Raw genomic sequence first — 18,547 nt, 5'->3', positions numbered from 1 at the left:
GCCAAGCCCGCCGCGAAGAAGGCTGCTCCCGCTAAGGCCGCTGCCAAGCCCGCCGCGAAGAAGGCTGCTCCCGCTAAGGCCGCTGCCAAGCCCGCCGCGAAGAAGGCTGCTCCCGCTAAGGCCGCTGCCAAGCCCGCCGCGAAGAAGGCTGCTCCGGCCAAGGCTGCTGCCAAGCCCGCTGTGAAGAAGGCTGCTCCCGCTAAGGCCGCTGCCAAGCCCGCCGCGAAGAAGGCTGCTCCCGCTAAGGCTCCCGCCAAGCCCGCCGTGAAGAAGGCTGCTCCCGCTAAGGCCGCTGCCAAGCCCGCCGCGAAGAAGGCTGCTCCCGCTAAGGCCGTTGCCAAGCCCGCCGCGAAGAAGGCTGCTCCCGCCAAGGCTGCTGCCAAGCCCGCTGTGAAGAAGGCTGCTCCCGCTAAGGCCGCTGCCAAGCCCGCCGCGAAGAAGGCTGCTCCGGCCAAGGCTGCTGCCAAGCCCGCTGTGAAGAAGGCTGCTCCCGCCAAGGCTGCTGCCAAGCCCGCTGCGAAGAAGGCTGCTCCGGCTAAGGCTGCCGCCAAGCCCGCTGCAAAGAAGGCTGCTCCGGCCAAACCCGCTGCGGCTCCCGCCAAGGTGGAAGAGAAGAAGCCCGAAGTTGCTGCCGCTCCGGCCGCTGCTCCGGCGCCGGCTCCGACCCCCTCCACCGCCGCCACTCCGGGCCTGAAGTCCGCCCTGAACCCGGCTGCCGCCTGGCCTTTTCCGACCGGCTCCCGCCCGAAATAGGCGGCGGAACAGGCACAACGGACAACAACCCCCGACCTAGGGGGTTGTTGTCCGTTTTCTTTTGGGGAATCCGCCGGGCAAGTCAGCAGGCGGATTGGGAAGCATGGTGCTGGAGGCTGCGAGTGGGGCCCGGTGCTGGCGGGTGTCAGGCGAGTAGCTGGCGAATCCGTTCCACGCCTTCGGCCAGGCGTGCTTGTGCGTTGGTGTAGGCGAAGCGGACGTGGCTGCTGGCGCCGTGGTTGCCGAAGTCGATACCGGGAGTGATGGCGACGCCGGCCTCTTCCAATAGGTGGCGGGCAAAGCCGAAGCTGTCGTCGGTCAGGGCGCTGCAGTCGGCGTAGAGATAGAAGGCGCCTTCGGGCTGGGCGGTGATGCGAAAGCCGATGGCTTCCAGGGCCGGTGCCAGATAGTCCCGGCGGGCCTTGAATTCGGCGCGGCGCTGTTCCAGCAGGGCGATGGTCTCCGGCTGGAAGGCGGCCAGGGCGGCGTGCTGGGCCGGTGTGGAAGCCGAGATGAAGAGATTCTGGGCCAGCTTCTCCACGTCCCGCACGAAGGGTTCGGGAATGACCAGCCAGCCCAGGCGCCAGCCGGTCATCTGGAAATACTTGGAGAAGCTCTGGACGACGAAGATGTCGTCGCCGGCCGCCAGGGCCGTGGGGGCGTCGCCGTTGTAGGTGAGGCCGTGGTAGATCTCGTCGATGATCAGCTGTCCCTGGCGCTGGCGCACGAAGTCGGCGATGTCGGCCAGTTCGGCGGCGCCGAGCATGGTGCCGGTGGGATTGGCCGGCGAGGCGAAGAGGGCGCCGGCGGTGCGTTCGTTCCAGTGCTGTTCCAGGTCCAGGCGGGTCGGCTGGAAATTGCTGGCGGCGCCGACCGGGATGCTGACCGGAACGCCTTCGAAGGCGCGTACGAAATGGCGGTTGCAGGGATAGCCCGGGTCCGTCAGCAGCCACTCGCTGCCGGGGGCGGCGAGGCAGGCCAGGGCCAGGGTGAGGGCGCCGGAGGCGCCGGCGGTGATGGCGATGCGGCTGGCCGGCACGGCGATGCCGTAGCGCTGCCGATAGAAGCCGGAGATGGCTTCCCGCAACTCGGGCAGGCCCAGGGCCGGGGTGTAGAAGACGCGACCGTCCTGCAGGAATTCCCGGGCGGCGGCGAGGATGGGTTCCGGAGTGGGGAAGTCCGGTTCGCCCACTTCCATATGGATGATGTCCCGCCCCTGGGCTTCCAGCTCCCGGGCCCGGCCCAGCAGTTCCATGACGTGGAAGGGGGCGATGTCGGCGAGGCGGGGGGCGGAGACGGGCATGGCGGCTTTCCGTGGGGCGGTGGGTGTAGAGGGGAGGGGCTGCGGGCAAAAAGAAAGGCCGCCCTGGGGCGGCCTCTCAATCTTAGCGCAGGCGCTGGTGCTTAGGCGACGTCCTTGAACAGGCCCAGTTCGAACAGTTCGCGCTTCAGGGTCAGTTCCTTGGGCAGCTTTTCGCCCAGCTTGTCGAACCATTCCTTGTGCAGTTCCAGTTCCTTCTGCCAGGCATCGGCGTCCACGGTGGTGAGGGCGTCGAAGTCGGCCTTGTCGACGTCGGTGCCGGTCCAGTCGATGTCCTCGAAGCGGGGCATCCAGCCCAGCTTGGTTTCCTTGGCGGCGATGGTGCCCTTGCAGCGTTCCACGATCCACTTCAGCACGCGCATGTTGTCGCCGAAGCCGGGCCACATGAACTTACCTTCTTCGTCCACGCGGAACCAGTTCACGCAGAAGATCTTCGGGGTGGCTTCCACGGTGTGGCCCATCTTCAGCCAGTGGTTGAAGTAGTCACCCATGTGGTAGCCGCAGAAGGGCAGCATGGCGAAGGGGTCGCGACGCACCACGCCCTGGGCGCCGAAGGCGGCAGCGGTGGTTTCGGAGCCCAGGGTGGCAGCCATGTACACACCGAAGTTCCAGTTGAAGGCCTGGTACACCAGGGGCACGGTGGTGGCGCGGCGGCCGCCGAAGATGAAGGCGGAGATGGGCACGCCGGCGGGATCTTCCCAGGCCGGATCGATGGAGGGGCACTGGGCGGCCGGAGCGGTGAAGCGGGAGTTGGCGTGGGCAGCCTTGCGACCGGCCTTGCCGTCTTCCGGGGTCCAGTCCTTGCCCTGCCAGTCGATCAGGTGAGCCGGGGCTTCCTTGGTCAGGCCTTCCCACCACACGTCGCCGTCATCGGTCAGGGCCACGTTGGTGAAGATGATGTTTTCCTTGAGGGTGGCCAGGGCGTTGAAGTTGGTCTTCTCGCTGGTGCCGGGGGCCACGCCGAAGAAGCCGGCTTCCGGGTTGATGGCGTAGAAGCGGGTGACGCCGTCCTTGTCCACGCGGGGCTTGATCCAGGCGATGTCGTCGCCGATGGTGGTGATCTTCCAGCCGTTGAAGGACTTGGGCGGGATCAGCATGGCGAAGTTGGTCTTGCCGCAGGCGGAGGGGAAGGCGGCTGCCACGTAGGTCTTTTCGCCTTCGGGGGATTCCACACCCAGGATCAGCATGTGCTCGGCCAGCCAGCCCTGGTCGCGGGCCATGGTGGAGGCGATGCGCAGGGCGAAGCACTTCTTGCCGAGCAGGGCGTTGCCACCGTAGCCGGAGCCGTAGGACCAGATTTCACGGGTCTCGGGGTAGTGCACGATGTACTTGACGGTGGGGTTGCAGGGCCACTTGGAATCCTGCTGGCCCGGCTCCAGGGGGGCGCCCACGGAGTGCACGCAAGGCACGAACTCGCCATCGGTGCCCAGCAGTTCGCTGACGGCCTTGCCCATGCGGGTCATGGTGCGCATGTTCACAACCACGTAGGCGGAGTCGGTGATTTCAATGCCGATATGGGCGATGGGGGAACCCAGGGGACCCATGGAGAAGGGGATGACGTACATGGTGCGGCCCTTCATACAGCCCTTGAACAGGCCGTTGAGGGTCTCGCGCATCTTGGCGGGCTCTTCCCAGTTGTTGGTGGGGCCGGCGTCTTCCTTCTTCTCGGAGCAGATGTAGGTGCGGTCTTCGACGCGGGCCACATCGGAAGGATCGGAGAAGGCCAGGTAGGAATTGGGGCGCTTGGCTTCGTTGAGCTTGATCAGGGTGCCGGCGGCGACCATTTCGGCGCACAGGCGGTCGTATTCCTCCTGGGAACCGTCTGCCCAATAAACACGGTCAGGCTGGGTGAGGGCGGCGATTTCCGCCACCCATTTCTTGAGGCCCTCGTGTTTGACGTAATCGGGAGCGTTGATCGGGGCGACGGTGTTGGAAGTACTCATGGTCTCCAGGTCTCCAGGAAGAGGTAAAAAATCCGAAAAATGAAACTAAAGAGAAATCAGGACCGCCAAAACGAAAACGCCCGACCTCGGTGAGGGCGGGCGAGCTTTTCGTGGAGCGCGTTGTCCTGGTTTTCCTGAGTGCGGCTCTTCTTGGGGAGCGACCGTTTGCTCACTGTGGGGCACGCGCACAGACACACGGCGCGGAGGGCGTCGCTGTCGGAGATCGCAGGAGAGGAACTGGCCTGCCTGCGGAGGTTTGCCGTGAAAAGCATGCTCGGCTTGGTTGTGGCGCGGTGAGCCCTTGACTACAGTGAATGAATCGGCGGGATTCAGGAAAGCGCGGGATTATGCCACAGGATCAGTCCAATAGAAACTCGACTATGGGGGATTACCCTGATATATTCTTTCATATCGTGAAACGACTTTTTGCATAGTGGATAGAACCATGGACAACAAGCAGCTGCGCGAAGCCGCCCTCTACTACCATCGCCATCCCAAGCCGGGGAAGATCTCGGTCCAGCCCACCAAACAGCTGACCAACCAGTACGACCTTTCCATGGCCTACTCCCCCGGGGTGGCCGCCGCCTGCGAAGAGATCGTCGCCAATCCGGCCGAAGTCTCCACCGTCACCGCCCGGGCCAACCTGGTGGGCGTCATCACCAACGGCACTGCCGTGCTGGGCCTGGGCAACATCGGCCCCCTGGCCGCCAAGCCGGTGATGGAAGGCAAGGGCGTGCTGTTCAAGAAATTCGCCAACATCGACGTCTTCGACCTGGAAATCGAGCAGCGCGACCCGGACATGCTGATCGAGACCATCGCCTCCCTGGAGCCCACCTTCGGCGGCATCAACCTGGAAGACATCAAGGCCCCCGAGTGCTTCTATATTGAGAAGAAGCTGCGGGAACGGATGAAGATCCCCGTCTTCCACGACGACCAGCACGGCACCGCCATCGTGGTCGGCGCCGCCATCCTCAACGGCCTCACCTATCTGGGCAAGGACCTGAAGCAGATCAAGCTGGTTACCTCCGGTGCCGGCGCTGCCGCCCTGGCCTGTCTCGACCTGCTGGTGATGCTGGGGGTGCCGGTGGAGAACATCTGGGTCACCGACATCAAGGGCGTGGTCTATGAAGGCCGGGTCGAGGAGATGGACGAGATCAAGGCCCGCTATGCCAAGAAGACCGATGCCCGCACCCTGGGCGAGGTCATCGAGGGCGCCGACGTGTTCCTCGGCCTCTCCGCCGGCGGCGTGCTGAAGCAGGACATGGTGGCCAAGATGGCCAAGAATCCCCTGATCCTGGCCCTGGCCAACCCGACCCCGGAAATCCTGCCCGACCTGGTGAAGGAAGTGCGGGACGACGCCATCATCGCCACCGGCCGTTCCGACTATCCCAACCAGGTGAACAACGTCCTCTGCTTCCCCTTCATCTTCCGCGGCGCCCTGGACGTGGGCGCCACCACCATTACGGAAGAGATGAAGCTGGCGGCGGTGAAGGCCATCGCCGAACTGGCCCGGGCCGAGCAGAGCGAGATCGTCGCCGCCGCCTACGGCGAGAAGGTCTCCGGCTTCGGCCCCGAGTACCTGATTCCCAAGCCCTTCGATCCCCGCCTCATCGTCAAGATCGCCCCGGCCGTGGCCCGGGCCGCCATGGATTCGGGCGTTGCCACCCGGCCCATCACCGACTGGCCCGCTTACCTGCAGAGCCTCAACGAGTTCGTGTACCACTCCGGCCTCATCATGAAGCCGGTGTTCGCCCAGGCCAAGGCGGCGCCCAAGCGCATCATCTACGCCGAAGGCGAGGACGAGCGGGTGCTGCGGGCCGTGCAGGTGGTGGTGGAAGAGCGCATCGCCCGGCCCATCCTCATCGGCCGCCCGGCGGTGATCAATGCCAAGGTGGAAGCCGCCGGCCTGCGCATCCGCGAGAGCCTGGACTTCGACATCCTGGACCCGGACAACAACCCCCGCTACGACGAGTTCTGGCAGGAATACCACCGCCTGATGGAGCGCCGCGGCGTTTCCCTCGACTACGCCAAGCGCGAAGTGCGCCGCCGCCACACCCTGTGCGGCTCCCTGGCGGTGCGCCTGGGCATGGCCGACGGCCTCATCTGCGGCACCTTCGGCCGGCACCAGCTGCACCGCTTCTATGTGAAGCACGTCATCGGCACCAACGACCGCTCCAGCAGCTACTACACCCTCAACCTGCTGATGCTGCCGGGCCGCACCGTGTTCATCGGCGACACCTATGTGAACTACGATCCCAGCGCCGAGCAGCTGGCCGAGATGACCCTGCTGGCAGCGGACGAAATCCGCCGTTTCGGCATCACGCCCAAGGTGGCCCTGCTCTCCCATTCCACCTTCGGTACCGAGGACACCCCCACCTCCCTGAAGATGCGCAAGGTGCTGGAGCTGCTGGCCGAACAGGCGCCGGAACTGGAGGCCGAAGGCGAAATGCACGGCGATGCCGCCCTGGACGAGCAGATCCGCCTGCAGGGTTTCCCCAACTCCCGCCTCAAGGGCCAGGCCAACCTGCTGGTGATGCCCACCCTGGATGCCGCCAACATCTCCTTCAACCTGTTGAAGACGGCTGCCGGCGACAACCTCACCGTGGGCCCCATCCTCATCGGCACCGCCCGGCCGGTGCATATCCTGACCCCCACCGCCACGGTGCGCCGCATTGTTAACATGACGGCCCTGACGGTGGTGGATGCGGGCACCGAGCGCTGATCCGGGCTTTGGCCCCGGCTGCCGGCCCCAAACGCCCCGACGCTCCGGCGCCGGGGCGTTTTTACGTCTGCCCGCCGGCCCTGGCGGGGCGCCATGCCTGGGCCGGCCATGGCGGCGAGGCCCGTCCCTGCTGCATTGCAACGTGATCCTGCCCGGGGCCCGCCTTACACTGGGATGATGGCTGACTCCCCTTCAAACTCCCCGTCCTCCCTGCCTCCCGGCAGTGCCGGTGCCACCGCCCTCGTCTTGTCCGGCGGCGGCGCCCGGGCCGCCTATCAGGCCGGGGTGCTGCGGGCCATCGCCGAACTGCTGCCCGATGCCCGGCGCAATCCCTTCCCCATCATCTGCGGCACTTCCGCCGGCGCCATCAATGCCGCCGGCCTGGCCTGCGGTGCGGAAAATTTTCGCGGCGCCGTGCAGCGCCTGGTGGGGGTGTGGGAGGCCATGGAGGTCAACCGGGTCTATCGCGGCGACGCCCTCGGCGTCGGCATCGCCGGTGCCCGCTGGCTCTCGGCCCTGGCCTTCGGCTGGCTGCTGCGGCGCAATCCCCGCTCCCTGCTCGACAACGGCCCCCTGCGCGAACTGCTGGCCGGGGAGCTGGATTTCCACGGCATCGACCGGGCGGTGGGCAGCGGTGCCCTGCAGGCCCTGTGCATCACCGCCTCCGGCTACAACTCCGGGCAGAGCGTCAGCTTCTACCAAGGCCTGGCCCATATCGCCCCCTGGGAGCGGGCCCAGCGGGTCGGCGCCCGGGCCCGCCTGACGGTGGAACACCTGATGGCCTCCTGCGCCATTCCCTTCATCTTCCCGGCGGTGAAGCTCAACCGGGAGTGGTTCGGCGACGGCTCCATGCGCCAGCTGGCACCCATCGCCCCGGCCATCCACCTGGGGGCCGAGCGCATCCTGGTAGTGGCCGCCGGCCGCCTGGGCCAGGAGCGCCAGGCCCGGGGCGGCGGCGAAGGCTACCCGTCCCTGGCCCAGGTAGCGGGCCACGCCCTGTCCTCCATTTTCCTCGACGGTCTGGCGGTGGATATCGAACGCCTGACCCGCATCAACCGCACCCTCTCGGTCATCCCGCCGGAAGTGCGGCAGGCCTCGGGCCTGGCCCTGCGGCCGATCCAGACCCTGGTGCTGTCGCCCTCGGAGCGGCTCGACCACCTGGCGGCGCGCCACGCCCGCAGTCTGCCCTGGCCGGTGAAGACCCTGCTTTCCGGCATCGGCGCCCTGCGCCGCAATGGCGGCGCCCTCACCAGCTACCTCCTGTTTCAGGCCGATTACACCCAGGCCCTGATGGATCTGGGCTACCGGGACACCCTGGCCCGGGGCGACGAGGTGCGGGCCTTCCTTGACCTGGGTTGAAACCTGTTGAATTGCTTAAGGAAACTACGCCATCTCATTATTTTTCTTGAAGTATTAAGAACTCTGATTAAACTGACGTAAAATCCCTGTAACCCGACACCTCGCAGGAGAAATAAATGCGGAAGACGTTCATTCCCGCATTGCTGCTGGGTCTGGCAGCTGTTGCCGTGGCCGTTCCGCCGGCCGCCGAAGCCTCCCAGTCCAAGGCACGCAAGACTTCAAAATCCGCCCCCGCCGCCAAGGCCGCCAAGCCGGTCAAGGCCTCGACGAGCAAGCCGGCCACCGCCAGCAAGCCCAAAGTGATTTCCCAGAACGTGCGCAATTCCAATGTGCGCCGTGCTTCCGCCGTTCCCGCCGACTTCGGCGAAGCCCAGCGCCTGGCCGTCCAGTCCAGCGCCGCCCTGGTTCTGGACCAGGGCAACGGCGAAGTGATCTACCAGAAGAACGCCTCCGCCGTGGTGCCCATCGCTTCCATCACCAAGCTGATGACCGCCATGGTGGTGCTGGATTCCCAGCCCAACCTGTCGGCTCCGGTGACCATCGGCGAAGAGGACATCGACACCCTCAAGGGTAGCCGCTCCCGCCTTTCCGTCGGCACCGTGCTGACCCGGGAACACGCCCTGCTGCTGGCCCTCATGTCCTCCGAGAATCGGGCCGCCCACACCCTGGCCCGGCATTATCCCGGCGGCCTGCATGCCTTCGTCGAAGCCATGAACCGCAAGGCCCGCTCCCTGGGCATGATGGATACCCACTTCCAGGATCCCACCGGCCTCACCAGCAACAACGTGTCCACCGCCAACGATCTGGCCAAGATGGTGGCCGCGGCCCATACCTACCCCCTGATCCGGGAGTTCTCCACCACCTCCGGCGCCATGGTGGAAACCAATGGCCGCCTGCTGGAGTACCACAACACCAACGCCCTGGTGAAGAGCACCACCTGGGATATCGGCCTGTCCAAGACCGGCTACATCCAGGAAGCGGGCAAGTGCCTGGTGATGCAGGCCCGGGTGGCCGAGCGCCCGGTGGTCATCGTGCTGCTGGATTCCGCCGGCAAGATGACCCGCATCGGCGACGCCAACCGCATCAAGCGCTGGATGGAAAGCGCCTCCCTCGGTCGCCGCACCAGCCGCGCCTGAGTTTTCGGCACCCAGCAAAAAGGCCGCGCATTGCGCGGCCTTTTTCTTTTGCCGGGGCCGGGCGCTGTCGCCCGCTACCCGCCTATTTGCGCGGTTTGCTGTAGCCCAGGGCCTGGGAGATTTCGTCGGCGGTGCGCCGCACCTGGTCCACCCAGTCCGGATTATGACGGTCGGTGGGGGCGGAGACGGAGAGGCAGGCCACCAGATGGCCCTCGTCGTCGTGGATGGGGGCGGCGACGCACTTCAGGCCGATTTCCGCTTCCTCGTTGTCGAAGGCGATGCCGTGGCGGCGGATCTTGTCCAGTTCCTTTTCCAGGGCGGCCATGGTGGTCAGGGAATGGGGCGTCTTGCCGGGCAGGCCGGTGCGCTTGGCGTATTCCTTCACCTCCTGGGCGCCGGCCTCGGCCAGGAACAGCTTGCCGACGGAGGTCAGGTGCAGGGGGGCGCTGCCGCCCACCAGGTACACCACCCGCACCAGGGAGCGGCCGCTGGAGGTGCGTTCGATATAGACGATCTCGTCGTCCCGGCGCACGCCCAGGTTGATGGCCTCGCCGATGGTTTCGTGCAGGGTCTGCATGAAGGGCAGGGCCACTTCCCGCAGATTGATGCGGGACTTGACCAGGTTGCCCAGCTCCAGCAGGCGGATGCCGAGGCGGTAGGTGCCCTGGTCGTGACGCTCGACGAAGCGGGCGTGGGTCATGGCCGCCAGGATGCGGTGGGCGGTGGAGGGGTGGAGCTGGGTGGCCTGGGCCAGCTGCTTCAGGCTGGCCGGGTCCGGCTGGGCGGACAGGGCGTCGAGCAGGGACATCATGCGCTCGATCACCTGGATGGAACTGCGGCTTTCCGGCTTCTCGCCGGCCGTCTTGGCGGCAGCTCGGGGGCTGGCCTTGCCTGCACTGCTTGCACTCTCTGCCATGTTCTCTCGGTCGCTTTCTTTATCGCATCCCTGGGTTTGTTCCCGGGAGCACTATAATTCGGCTTTCGCAGCCGTGACGGGCAATTTTCGCATTATGGAATTGTGCGTCGCAATATATTTTTGACTTTTTTCTTGCCCTTCCCTGCATAAGGCTCTTCTCGTGGAAGTTAAGTCCCTCCAATTTCGCGCCCGGGCGGCTGAGCGCCTGGCCGATCCGGCCCTCCAGTCCAAGCTGGGCGGCGCCAAGCAACTCTTCGTCGGCGGCCGGGCCCGGGTGGTGGCCGAGTTCGACAGCGTCGGCCAGGCCGGCGACTTCGAAACCCTGCGCGGCATCGGTGCCGAGATCCGGGATACGGCTCTGACGGATCTGGATGCCTGGCTCGAGGCCTTCGAGGCCAAGGCCACCGCCACCGGCGCCACCGTGCTGTGGGCCCGGGACGGCCGGGAGGCGCAGCAGCTGATCGTGGACATCGCCAAGCGCCACGGGGTGAAGAAGGTCATCAAGTCCAAGTCCATGCTGTCCGAGGAGGCCGGCCTCAACGAGGGCCTGGAGGCCGCCGGGGTGCAGTCGGTGGAAACGGACCTGGGCGAGTACATCCTGCAGCTGGCCAAGGAGCCGCCCTCCCACATCCTGGCGCCGGCCATCCACAAGAACAAGGAAGAGGTGGACGAACTGTTCGCCCGCTGTCACGGCCGCCCGGTGACGCCGGAAGGCCAGATCGACATCCCGGCCCTGACCCGGGAAGCCCGGGTGGCCCTGCGGGAACACTTCCTCTCCGCCGACATGGGGATCACCGGCGGCAATTTCCTGGTGGCCGAAACCGGTTCCGTGGCCCTGGTCACCAACGAGGGCAACGGCCGCATGGTGACGACCCTGCCCCGGGTCCATGTGGCGGTGGTGGGCATCGAAAAGGTCATTCCCACCCTGGAAGACCTCTCCGCCCTGCTGCGCCTGCTGACCCGCTCCGCCACCGGCCAGACCATCTCCAATTACGTTTCCCTGCTCACCGGCCCCCGGGCCGAGGGTGCGGTGGAAGGCCCCGAGCACATGTACTTCGTGCTCATGGACAACGGCCGCGCCGGCCTGGTGGGCGGCGATTTCCAGGAGATGCTGCGCTGCATCCGCTGCGGCGCCTGCATGAACCACTGTCCGGTGTACCAGAGCATCGGTGGCCACGCCTACGGCTGGGTCTATCCGGGCCCCATGGGCTCGGTCCTGACGCCCCTCTACACCGGCCTGGAACAGGCGCCGGACCTGCCCCAGGCGGCCACCCTGTGCGGCCAGTGCAGCATCGTCTGCCCGGTGAAGATTCCCCTGCCCGAACTGCTGCGCAAGCTGCGGGAAAAGCAGATGGAAACGGAACTGCGCCCCTGGCAGGAACGCTGGGCCCTGCGCACCTGGGGCTTCTTCGCCGCCCGGCCGCGCCTGTACGCCCTGGCCGCCGGCCTCGGCGCCCGGGCCCTGAAACTGCTGGCCGGCGGCAAGGCCTCCATCCGCACCCTGCCCGGCGTGCCCGAATGGAGCCGGGGACGGGATTTCCCGGCGCCCCAGGGCAAGACCTTCCGCGAGCTGTACGCCGCCCGCCGCCGGCAGGATTGAGCCGAACACCCGGCGCCGGCCAGGATTGAAGCGGATCAAGGTATTGGCCGCCGATCCCGCCTACGCTCCGGGGCCAGACGAATTTTCAAATTATTGAGGACAGCCACCATGATGCTCACCCCCAACGAAGCCCCGGCCCTGCCCCTGTGGATTGGCGGTCGCGCCTACCTGACCATGGCTCCCGTGTTCCGCGACATCCAGAACGCCGCCGGCGAAGTGCTGCGCAAGGTGCCCCTGTGCGGCGCCGACGAGGTGGCGACGGCGGTGGACAACGCCCGCCTGGCCCTGCCCACCTGGTCCGCCGCCGACGTGGAAACCCGCCGCGGCTGCCTCAAGAGCGTGGCCGACAGCCTGGACCGCTACGCCGGCCATTTCGCCAAGCTGCTGGTGGAAGAGACCGGCTGCGACCAGGGCGTGGCCCAGGCCGAAGTGGCCGCCACCATCGCCTGCCTGCGCCAGATGCCGGCGCCCCACGGCCAGCCCCGCCTGTTGGCCGGCCTCAGCGACAACGTGGCGCCCCTGCTGGCCCCCGCCGCCCTGGCCGCCTCGGCCCTGGCCGCCGGCGCCGTGGTGGTGCTCAAGCCCAGCCCCCTGGCCCCGTCCTGTGCCCTGGCCCTGGCCGAGCTGTTCACCCGGGCCGGCGTGCCTGACGGCGCCTGCAACCTGGTCCAGGGCGACGAGGCGGTGCTTAAGGCCCTGGCCGAGCATCCGGGCGTGGATCTGCTGGCCTTTGCCGGCGCCGCCGAACTGGCGGAAAAAATCCAGTCCCTGATCGGTGCCCGCACCCTGGTGGCCCTGGCTCCGGCCGCCGTCACCGGCACCCTGCAGGCCGCCCTGCAGGACTGAGCCCATGCATCGCATCGTCTATCTGGAGCGGGAATCCATCCGCGCCGAGGTGCGGCGCCCCGCCTTCGCCCACGAGTGGACCGAGTACGCCCGCACCACGGCAGCGCAGCTGGAAGAGCGCCTGGCCGGGGCCAGCATCGCCATCGTCAACAAGCTGCCCATCAGCGGCGCCCTGATGGCCCGGCTGCCCCAGCTGAAAATGGTGGCGGTGGCCGCCACCGGCACCAACAACGTGGATCTGGAGGCGGCCCGGCGCCAGGGCATCGTCGTCAGCAACATCCAGGGCTATGCGGTGCATACCGTGCCCGAGCACGTCTTTTCCCTGCTCCTGGCCCTCTCCCGCAACCTCCTGGCCTACCGCCAGAGCGTGGCCGAGGGGCGCTGGCAGCGTGCCGAACAGTTCTGCTTTTTCGACCATCCCATCCGGGACCTGCACGGCGCCACCCTGGGGGTGGTCGGCGGTGGCAGCCTGGGCCAGGGCGTGGTGCGTCTGGCCCAGGCCTTCGGCATGAAGGTGCTGCAGGCCGAACGCAAGGGGGCTGCCGTGGTGCGTCCCGGTTACACCGCGTTCGCGACCGTGCTGGCCGAAGCCGACGCCCTCAGCCTGCACTGCCCGCTGACGGCCGAGACCCGCCACCTGATCGGGGCGGCGGAACTCCAGGCGATGAAGCCCTCGGCCCTGCTCATCAACACCGCCCGCGGCGGCCTGGTGGACGAGGCCGCCCTGGCCCGGGCCCTGCGGGAGGGCTGGATCGCCGGCGCCGGTTTCGACGTGCTCACCGCGGAACCGCCGACGGACGACCATCCCCTGCTGTCCCCGGACCTGCTGGCTGCCCCCAATTTCCTGCTGACGCCCCACGTGGCCTGGGCCAGCGCCCCGGCCATGCAGGCCCTGGCCGACCAGCTGATCGACAACCTTGAAGCCTTCGCCCGGGGAGCCATGACTCCCGGTGCGGCGAACCGCGTCGCCTAAGGAGTTTCCATGTCCGCCCGCAACGACATTCTCAACCGCGTGCGCCTGCGACTTGGCGCCGACGAGGCCGAAGCCCGCAAGCAGCGGGTCGCCGCCGTCCTGGCCGCCCGCCCCGGCCAGCGCCAGGGCCCTCGGCCGACGGAACGCGCCGACCTGCTGGGCGAGTTCCGCCGCCGCGCCGAAGCCCTGGCCAGCACGGTGGACGTGGTCTCCGGCTGGGCCGACGCCCCGGCTGCCCTGGCCCGTTACCTGGCGGCCAAGGATTTGCCGCGCCAGGGCGTGGCCTGGCCCGCCCTGGCCCATCTGGACTGGGCCGCAGCCGGCCTGGAGATCAGGATCGGCGCGGCCCGCGGCGACGACCGCCTGGGCCTCACCACCTGCTACTGCGCCATCGCCGAAACCGGCACCCTGATGCTGCTGGGCGAAGTGGACAACCACGGCGTCACCAGCCTGCTGCCGGAAACCCACGTCGCCCTGGTGCCGGCCTCCAGCCTGGTGTGGGGCATGGAGGAGGGCTGGGCCCGCCTGCGCGCCGAGCGGGGAGCGCCGCCCCGGGCCGTCAATTTCGTTTCCGGTCCGTCCCGCACCGGCGATATCGAGCAGACCCTGGTGCTGGGCGCCCACGGCCCCTACCGGGTGCACCTGATCCTGCTGCAGGACGCCTGACCCATGCGGGTGGTGCTGCAACGGGTGAGCCGGGCCGCGGTGCGGGTGGAGGGGCAGGTGGTGGGCCAGATCGGCCCCGGCCTACTGCTGCTGGTGGGTATCGAGACGGCCGACGCGGTCGAGCCGGAGGCCACCGCCGCCGGCATGGAGTGGCTGGTGGGCAAGCTGTTGCGCCTGCGCATCTTTGCCGACGCCGAGGGCGTCATGAACCGCAGCCTGGAGGAGGTGGGCGGCGAGGTGCTGGCGGTGAGCCAGTTCACTCTGTTCGCCTCGACGCGTAAGGGCAACCGGCCCTCCTGGAGCCGGGCGGCGGCTCCCCAGGCGGCCGAGCCCCTCTTCGCTCGCTTTGTCGCCCTGCTGCAGGAGCGCCTGGGGCGGCCGGTGGCCACGGGCGTCTTCGGCGCCGACATGGCGGTGAGCCTGGACAACGACGGCCCCGTGACCCTGGTGCTGGACAGCCGCCAGCCGGAGTGAGCATGACAGGCGGGAATCGGCTCCGCTCTTGATGTTCATCAGAAAAGCCCCCTCCGGGGCCGGTGTTATAATCCGCTCCAGATTTTCTTCAGCCCCCTCCATGTCCCTGGCCCTTTTCACTCTCGGTATCAACCATCACTCGGCGCCCGTCTCCGTGCGCGAGCAGGTGGCGTTTCACGCCGAAACCCTGAGCGAGGCCCTGGCCGGGCTGGTGCGGGCCAAGCCGGTGAAGGAGGCGGCGATCCTCTCCACCTGCAACCGCACCGAGCTGTACTGCGCCACGGAGACGCCGGAAGCCGCCGCCGACTGGCTGGCCGAATACCATCGCCTGCCCCGCAGCACCATCCAGCCCTACCTGTATACCCTGCCCCAGCCCGAGGCCGTGCGCCATGCCTTCCGCGTCGCCTCCGGCCTGGACTCCATGGTCATCGGCGAACCCCAGATCCTGGGCCAGATGAAGGATGCGGTGCGGGTGGCGGAAGAGGCGGGCACCCTGGGCACCATGCTCAACAAGCTGTTCCAGCGCTCCTTCGCCGTGGCCAAGGAAGTGCGCAGCACCACCGCCATCGGCGCCAACATCGTCTCCATGGCCGCTGCCGGCGTGCATCTGGCCGAGCGCATCTTCGAATCCGTGGCCGACCAGCGCATTCTCTTCATCGGCGCCGGCGAAATGATCGAGCTGTGCGCCACCCACTTCGCGGCCCAGAAGCCCAAGCAGGTGACCATCGCCAACCGCACCGTGGAGCGGGGCCAGGCCCTGGCCGACCGGCTGGCGGCGGACGGCATCCCCACCACCGCCATCCGCCTCGACGCCCTGGCCGAGCATCTGCCCCAGTACGACATCGTCGTCTCCTGCACCGCCAGCCCCCTGCCCATTATCGGCCTGGGCATGATGGAGCGCACCGTCAAGGCCCGCCGCCACAAGCCCGTGTTCATGGTGGACCTGGCCGTGCCCCGGGACATCGAATCCGAGGTGGGGGAACTGGACGACGTCTTCCTGTACACCGTGGACGATCTGGCCCAGGTGGTGGAAGCGGGCCTGGAATCCCGCCAGGCCGCCGTGGTGGAGGCCGAATCCATCATCACCACCCAGGTGGGCCAGTTCCTGCACTGGCTGGACACCCGGGACAGCGTGCCGGTGATCCGCGCCCTGCGCGACTCCGCCGAGCGCATGCGGCGCCACGAGATGGAACATGCCCTGAAGCTCCTGGCCAAGGGCGAGAATCCGGAAAAGGTGCTGGAAGCCCTGTCCCAGCGCCTCACCAACAAGTTCCTGCACGCCCCCACCCAGGTCCTCGGCCAGGCCGGGGAGGAGCGGGGCGAACTGCAGCACCTCATCACCCGTCTCTTCCACCTGCATCACGGCGAGTAGGGCCCGCGGGCGCCCGGCGCCCGTCCCCATGCCGTGGGTGGCTGTCGCCTACTGATTGCCCATGAAACCCAGCATCCGCGAAAAGCTCGACCAACTGACCCGCCGCCTCGAAGAGGTGGATGCCCTGCTCTCCAGCGAGGAAGCGGCCAAGGACATGGACCAGTTCCGCAAGCTGTCCAAGGAGCGGGCCGAGCTGGAGCCGGTGGTGAGCCTCTATGGCGCCTTCCGCCAGGCCGAGGCCGATCTGGCGGCGGCCCAGGAAATGCTGGCCGATCCGGACATGAAGGAACTGGCGGAAGAGGAAGTGGAAGCCGCCAAGGCCCGCCTGCCGGAACTGGAACTGGACCTGCAGAAGCTGCTGCTGCCCCGGGACCCCAACGACGAGCGCAACATCTTCCTGGAAATCCGCGCCGGCACCGGCGGCGACGAATCGGCCCTGTTCGCCGCCGACCTCTTCCGCATGTACAGCCGCTACGCCGAGCGCCAGCGCTGGCAGGTGGAAGTGGTTTCCGCCAACGAGTCGGACCTGGGGGGCTACAAGGAAGTGATCGTGCGTATTGCCGGCAATGCCGCCGGCCTCGGCGCCTATTCCAAGCTCAAGTTCGAGTCCGGCGGCCACCGGGTGCAGCGGGTGCCGGCCACCGAAACCCAGGGCCGCATCCATACCTCCGCCTGCACCGTGGCGGTGATGCCCGAGGTGGACGAGGTGGCCGACGTGGAGCTGAATCCGGCGGACCTGCGCATCGACACCTACCGGGCCTCCGGCGCCGGCGGCCAGCACATCAACAAGACCGACTCCGCCGTGCGCGTCACCCACCTGCCCACCGGCATCGTCGCCGAGTGCCAGGACGGCCGCTCCCAGCACGCCAACAAGGCCTCGGCCCTGAAGGTGCTGGCGGCCCGCATCAAGGACGTGCAGGTGCGCGAGCAGCAGGCCAAGGAGGCCGCCACGCGCAAGAGCCTGGTGGGCTCCGGCGACCGTTCCGAGCGCATCCGCACCTACAACTTCCCCCAGGGGCGCATCACCGACCACCGCATCAACCTGACCCTGTACAAGATCGACCAGATCATGGACGGGGACCTGGAAGAACTGACCGGCGCCCTCCTGGCTGAACACCAGGCCGAACAGCTGGCCGCCCTGGCCGAAGAACAGGGCTGAGATGGCGGCCGCGAGCGGCAGCGCCGGCCTCACCCGGCGCCAGGCGGTGGACCAGGTGCGGCGCCGCATCGCCCCCCTGGATGCGCGGTTGCTGCTGCAGCATTGCCTGGGCATCAGCCACGTGGAATTCCTCACCCGCCCCGACGAGCCCCTGGCCGCCGCCGATTCCGAGGCCTTCATGGCCCTGGTCATGCGCCGGGAGCGGGGCGAACCCCTGGCCTACCTCACCGGCGAGCGGGAGTTTTTCAGCCGCAGCTTCAAGGTGACGCCCGACGTGCTGATCCCCCGGCCCGACACCGAGTTGCTGGTGCTGCAGGCCCTGGAGCGCCTCAAGCCCCTGGCCTGGCCCCGGGTGGTGGACCTGGGCACGGGCAGCGGCGCCATCGCCGTCAGCATTGCCTGCGAGTGGCCCGAGGCCAAGGTGACGGCGGTGGATGTGTCCCCCGCCGCCCTGGCGGTGGCCCGGGAGAATGCCGAGCGTCTCGGTGCCCGGGTCGAGTTCCGCCACAGCGACTGGTTCACCGGCCTGGCGGGGGAACAGTTCGAACTGATCGTCTCCAACCCGCCCTATGTGGCGGCCCAGGACCCGCACCTCTCCCAGAACGGCCTGCCCTTCGAGCCCAACGGGGCCCTCACCGACGGCGGCGACGGACTTTCCTGCCTGCGCGCCATCATCGAGGGGGCGCCCGCCCACCTGGTGCCCGGCGGCTGGCTGCTGCTGGAACACGGCTACGACCAGGCAGAAAAAGTCCGCGAACTTCTCGGCGCCGGCGGGTTCAAAGAGGTCACTTCCTGGAGCGACCTGGCCGGCATCGAGCGGGTCAGCGGCGGCAGGCTGCCAGATTAACCAACCGATTCAACGACTGGAGTTTAGAAGCGTGGATGCACAACAAGTGATCAAGGAACAGGTGACCGGCAATCCGGTGGTGCTGTACATGAAGGGCACCCCCCAGTTCCCCCAGTGCGGCTTTTCCGCCACCGCCGTGCAGATTCTCAAGGCCTGCGGCGTGAACCAGTTCTACAGCGTGAACGTGCTGGAGAACCCGGAAATCCGCCAGGGCATCAAGGATTACGCCAACTGGCCGACCATCCCCCAGCTCTACATCAAGGGCGAATTCGTCGGCGGCTGCGACATCATGCGCGAGATGTTCCAGGCCGGCGAACTGCAGCAGATGCTGGAAGGCGTGGCCCAGGCCTGAGCCTGTTCCGCTCCGTTCCCCGCAACGCCGCGCTTCGCAAGGAGGGCGGCGTTTTCATTGGTGCCGCCTTTAGTGCCCGGAATTGATCTGGGTTATGTTTTTGTATTA

Annotated in this window: 16 protein-coding genes; 13 read left to right on the top strand and 3 right to left on the bottom strand. The window is 67.6% G+C overall.

Annotated features, from left to right (window positions below; translation table 11 throughout):
* The coding region (locus tag OEL49_RS03450) for a hypothetical protein (protein WP_287874006.1) at positions 1 to 753 on the top strand (753 nt) is incomplete at its 5' end.
* A gap of 145 nt (positions 754 to 898) precedes the next feature.
* Here the strand turns inward: OEL49_RS03450 and OEL49_RS03445 are convergent.
* Together OEL49_RS03445 and OEL49_RS03440 are read right to left on the bottom strand one after the other, a co-directional pair.
* Positions 899 to 2,056: a pyridoxal phosphate-dependent aminotransferase gene (locus tag OEL49_RS03445; RefSeq protein WP_287874005.1), complete on the bottom strand. Its 1,158-nt coding sequence runs from the start codon at positions 2,054 to 2,056 to the stop codon at positions 899 to 901.
* A gap of 101 nt (positions 2,057 to 2,157) precedes the next feature.
* Positions 2,158 to 4,017, bottom strand: coding sequence for a phosphoenolpyruvate carboxykinase (GTP) (locus tag OEL49_RS03440; RefSeq protein WP_014235256.1), 1,860 nt, complete (start codon positions 4,015 to 4,017; stop codon positions 2,158 to 2,160).
* 445 nt (positions 4,018 to 4,462) lie between these two features.
* Here OEL49_RS03440 and OEL49_RS03435 point away from each other — a divergent pair, with 445 nt between their 5' ends.
* From OEL49_RS03435 to pbpG, 3 genes are all read left to right on the top strand, one after another.
* A complete protein-coding gene (locus tag OEL49_RS03435; protein WP_014235255.1) occupies positions 4,463 to 6,739 on the top strand; it encodes an NADP-dependent malic enzyme in 2,277 nt (758 codons plus the stop codon).
* Positions 6,740 to 6,916: 177 nt separating this feature from the next.
* Positions 6,917 to 8,098 carry a patatin-like phospholipase family protein gene (locus tag OEL49_RS03430; protein WP_287874004.1) on the top strand — a complete coding sequence of 394 codons (1,182 nt, stop codon included), beginning with the start codon at positions 6,917 to 6,919 and terminating at the stop codon, positions 8,096 to 8,098.
* A 116-nt stretch (positions 8,099 to 8,214) separates the two neighbouring features.
* Complete coding sequence (pbpG, locus tag OEL49_RS03425; protein WP_014235253.1) at positions 8,215 to 9,234, top strand: D-alanyl-D-alanine endopeptidase; 1,020 nt, start codon at positions 8,215 to 8,217, stop codon at positions 9,232 to 9,234.
* Positions 9,235 to 9,316: 82 nt separating this feature from the next.
* On the opposite strand, the gene OEL49_RS03420 is transcribed toward pbpG, so the two are convergent.
* Positions 9,317 to 10,150, bottom strand: coding sequence for an IclR family transcriptional regulator (locus OEL49_RS03420; RefSeq protein WP_014235252.1), 834 nt, complete (start codon positions 10,148 to 10,150; stop codon positions 9,317 to 9,319).
* 160 nt (positions 10,151 to 10,310) lie between these two features.
* On the opposite strand from OEL49_RS03420, the gene OEL49_RS03415 reads away from it, so the two are divergent.
* The 9 genes from OEL49_RS03415 to grxD all read left to right on the top strand — a co-directional run bounded on the left by OEL49_RS03415 (position 10,311) and on the right by grxD (position 18,439).
* Positions 10,311 to 11,750 (top strand): LutB/LldF family L-lactate oxidation iron-sulfur protein, encoded by a 1,440-nt coding sequence (locus OEL49_RS03415; RefSeq protein WP_014235251.1) that lies wholly within the window; start codon positions 10,311 to 10,313, stop codon positions 11,748 to 11,750.
* 108 nt (positions 11,751 to 11,858) lie between these two features.
* Positions 11,859 to 12,596, top strand: coding sequence for an aldehyde dehydrogenase family protein (locus OEL49_RS03410; RefSeq protein ID WP_287874003.1), 738 nt, complete (start codon positions 11,859 to 11,861; stop codon positions 12,594 to 12,596).
* A gap of 4 nt (positions 12,597 to 12,600) precedes the next feature.
* Positions 12,601 to 13,569 (top strand): D-2-hydroxyacid dehydrogenase, encoded by a 969-nt coding sequence (locus OEL49_RS03405; RefSeq protein ID WP_014235249.1) that lies wholly within the window; start codon positions 12,601 to 12,603, stop codon positions 13,567 to 13,569.
* 9 nt (positions 13,570 to 13,578) lie between these two features.
* Complete coding sequence (locus OEL49_RS03400) at positions 13,579 to 14,235, top strand: LutC/YkgG family protein (protein ID WP_014235248.1); 657 nt, start codon at positions 13,579 to 13,581, stop codon at positions 14,233 to 14,235.
* Between the two features lie 3 nt (positions 14,236 to 14,238).
* A complete protein-coding gene (gene dtd / locus OEL49_RS03395) occupies positions 14,239 to 14,709 on the top strand; it encodes a D-aminoacyl-tRNA deacylase (RefSeq protein WP_014235247.1) in 471 nt (156 codons plus the stop codon).
* A 106-nt stretch (positions 14,710 to 14,815) separates the two neighbouring features.
* Positions 14,816 to 16,081 (top strand): glutamyl-tRNA reductase, encoded by a 1,266-nt coding sequence (hemA, locus tag OEL49_RS03390; protein WP_043798505.1) that lies wholly within the window; start codon positions 14,816 to 14,818, stop codon positions 16,079 to 16,081.
* Between the two features lie 61 nt (positions 16,082 to 16,142).
* Entirely contained in the window at positions 16,143 to 17,240 is a 1,098-nt protein-coding gene (prfA, locus tag OEL49_RS03385; protein WP_014235245.1) for a peptide chain release factor 1, read from the top strand.
* Between the two features lies 1 nt (position 17,241).
* Positions 17,242 to 18,087, top strand: coding sequence for a peptide chain release factor N(5)-glutamine methyltransferase (gene prmC / locus OEL49_RS03380; RefSeq protein WP_014235244.1), 846 nt, complete (start codon positions 17,242 to 17,244; stop codon positions 18,085 to 18,087).
* Positions 18,088 to 18,118: 31 nt separating this feature from the next.
* Entirely contained in the window at positions 18,119 to 18,439 is a 321-nt protein-coding gene (gene grxD / locus OEL49_RS03375; protein ID WP_014235243.1) for a Grx4 family monothiol glutaredoxin, read from the top strand.
* Positions 18,440 to 18,547: the final 108 nt, after the last annotated feature.

Origin of the sequence: Azospira sp. (assembly GCF_030247495.1) — a bacterium.
Taxonomy (GTDB): Bacteria; Pseudomonadota; Gammaproteobacteria; order Burkholderiales; family Rhodocyclaceae; genus Azospira; species Azospira oryzae.
The sequence above is the reverse complement of the archived record's forward strand: the minus strand, read 5'-3'. Positions and strand labels throughout refer to the sequence as shown.

Coding starts and splice junctions, on each gene's coding strand:
- pbpG (WP_014235253.1), top strand. CDS start 8,215: ATGCGGAAGACGTTCATTCCCGCATTGCTGCTGGGTCTGGCAGCTGTT.
- OEL49_RS03445 (WP_287874005.1), bottom strand. CDS start 2,056: ATGCCCGTCTCCGCCCCCCGCCTCGCCGACATCGCCCCCTTCCACGTC.
- OEL49_RS03420 (WP_014235252.1), bottom strand. CDS start 10,150: ATGGCAGAGAGTGCAAGCAGTGCAGGCAAGGCCAGCCCCCGAGCTGCC.
- prfA (WP_014235245.1), top strand. CDS start 16,143: ATGAAACCCAGCATCCGCGAAAAGCTCGACCAACTGACCCGCCGCCTC.
- prmC (WP_014235244.1), top strand. CDS start 17,242: ATGGCGGCCGCGAGCGGCAGCGCCGGCCTCACCCGGCGCCAGGCGGTG.
- OEL49_RS03435 (WP_014235255.1), top strand. CDS start 4,463: ATGGACAACAAGCAGCTGCGCGAAGCCGCCCTCTACTACCATCGCCAT.
- OEL49_RS03400 (WP_014235248.1), top strand. CDS start 13,579: ATGTCCGCCCGCAACGACATTCTCAACCGCGTGCGCCTGCGACTTGGC.
- OEL49_RS03410 (WP_287874003.1), top strand. CDS start 11,859: ATGATGCTCACCCCCAACGAAGCCCCGGCCCTGCCCCTGTGGATTGGC.
- dtd (WP_014235247.1), top strand. CDS start 14,239: ATGCGGGTGGTGCTGCAACGGGTGAGCCGGGCCGCGGTGCGGGTGGAG.
- OEL49_RS03430 (WP_287874004.1), top strand. CDS start 6,917: ATGGCTGACTCCCCTTCAAACTCCCCGTCCTCCCTGCCTCCCGGCAGT.
- OEL49_RS03440 (WP_014235256.1), bottom strand. CDS start 4,017: ATGAGTACTTCCAACACCGTCGCCCCGATCAACGCTCCCGATTACGTC.
- OEL49_RS03405 (WP_014235249.1), top strand. CDS start 12,601: ATGCATCGCATCGTCTATCTGGAGCGGGAATCCATCCGCGCCGAGGTG.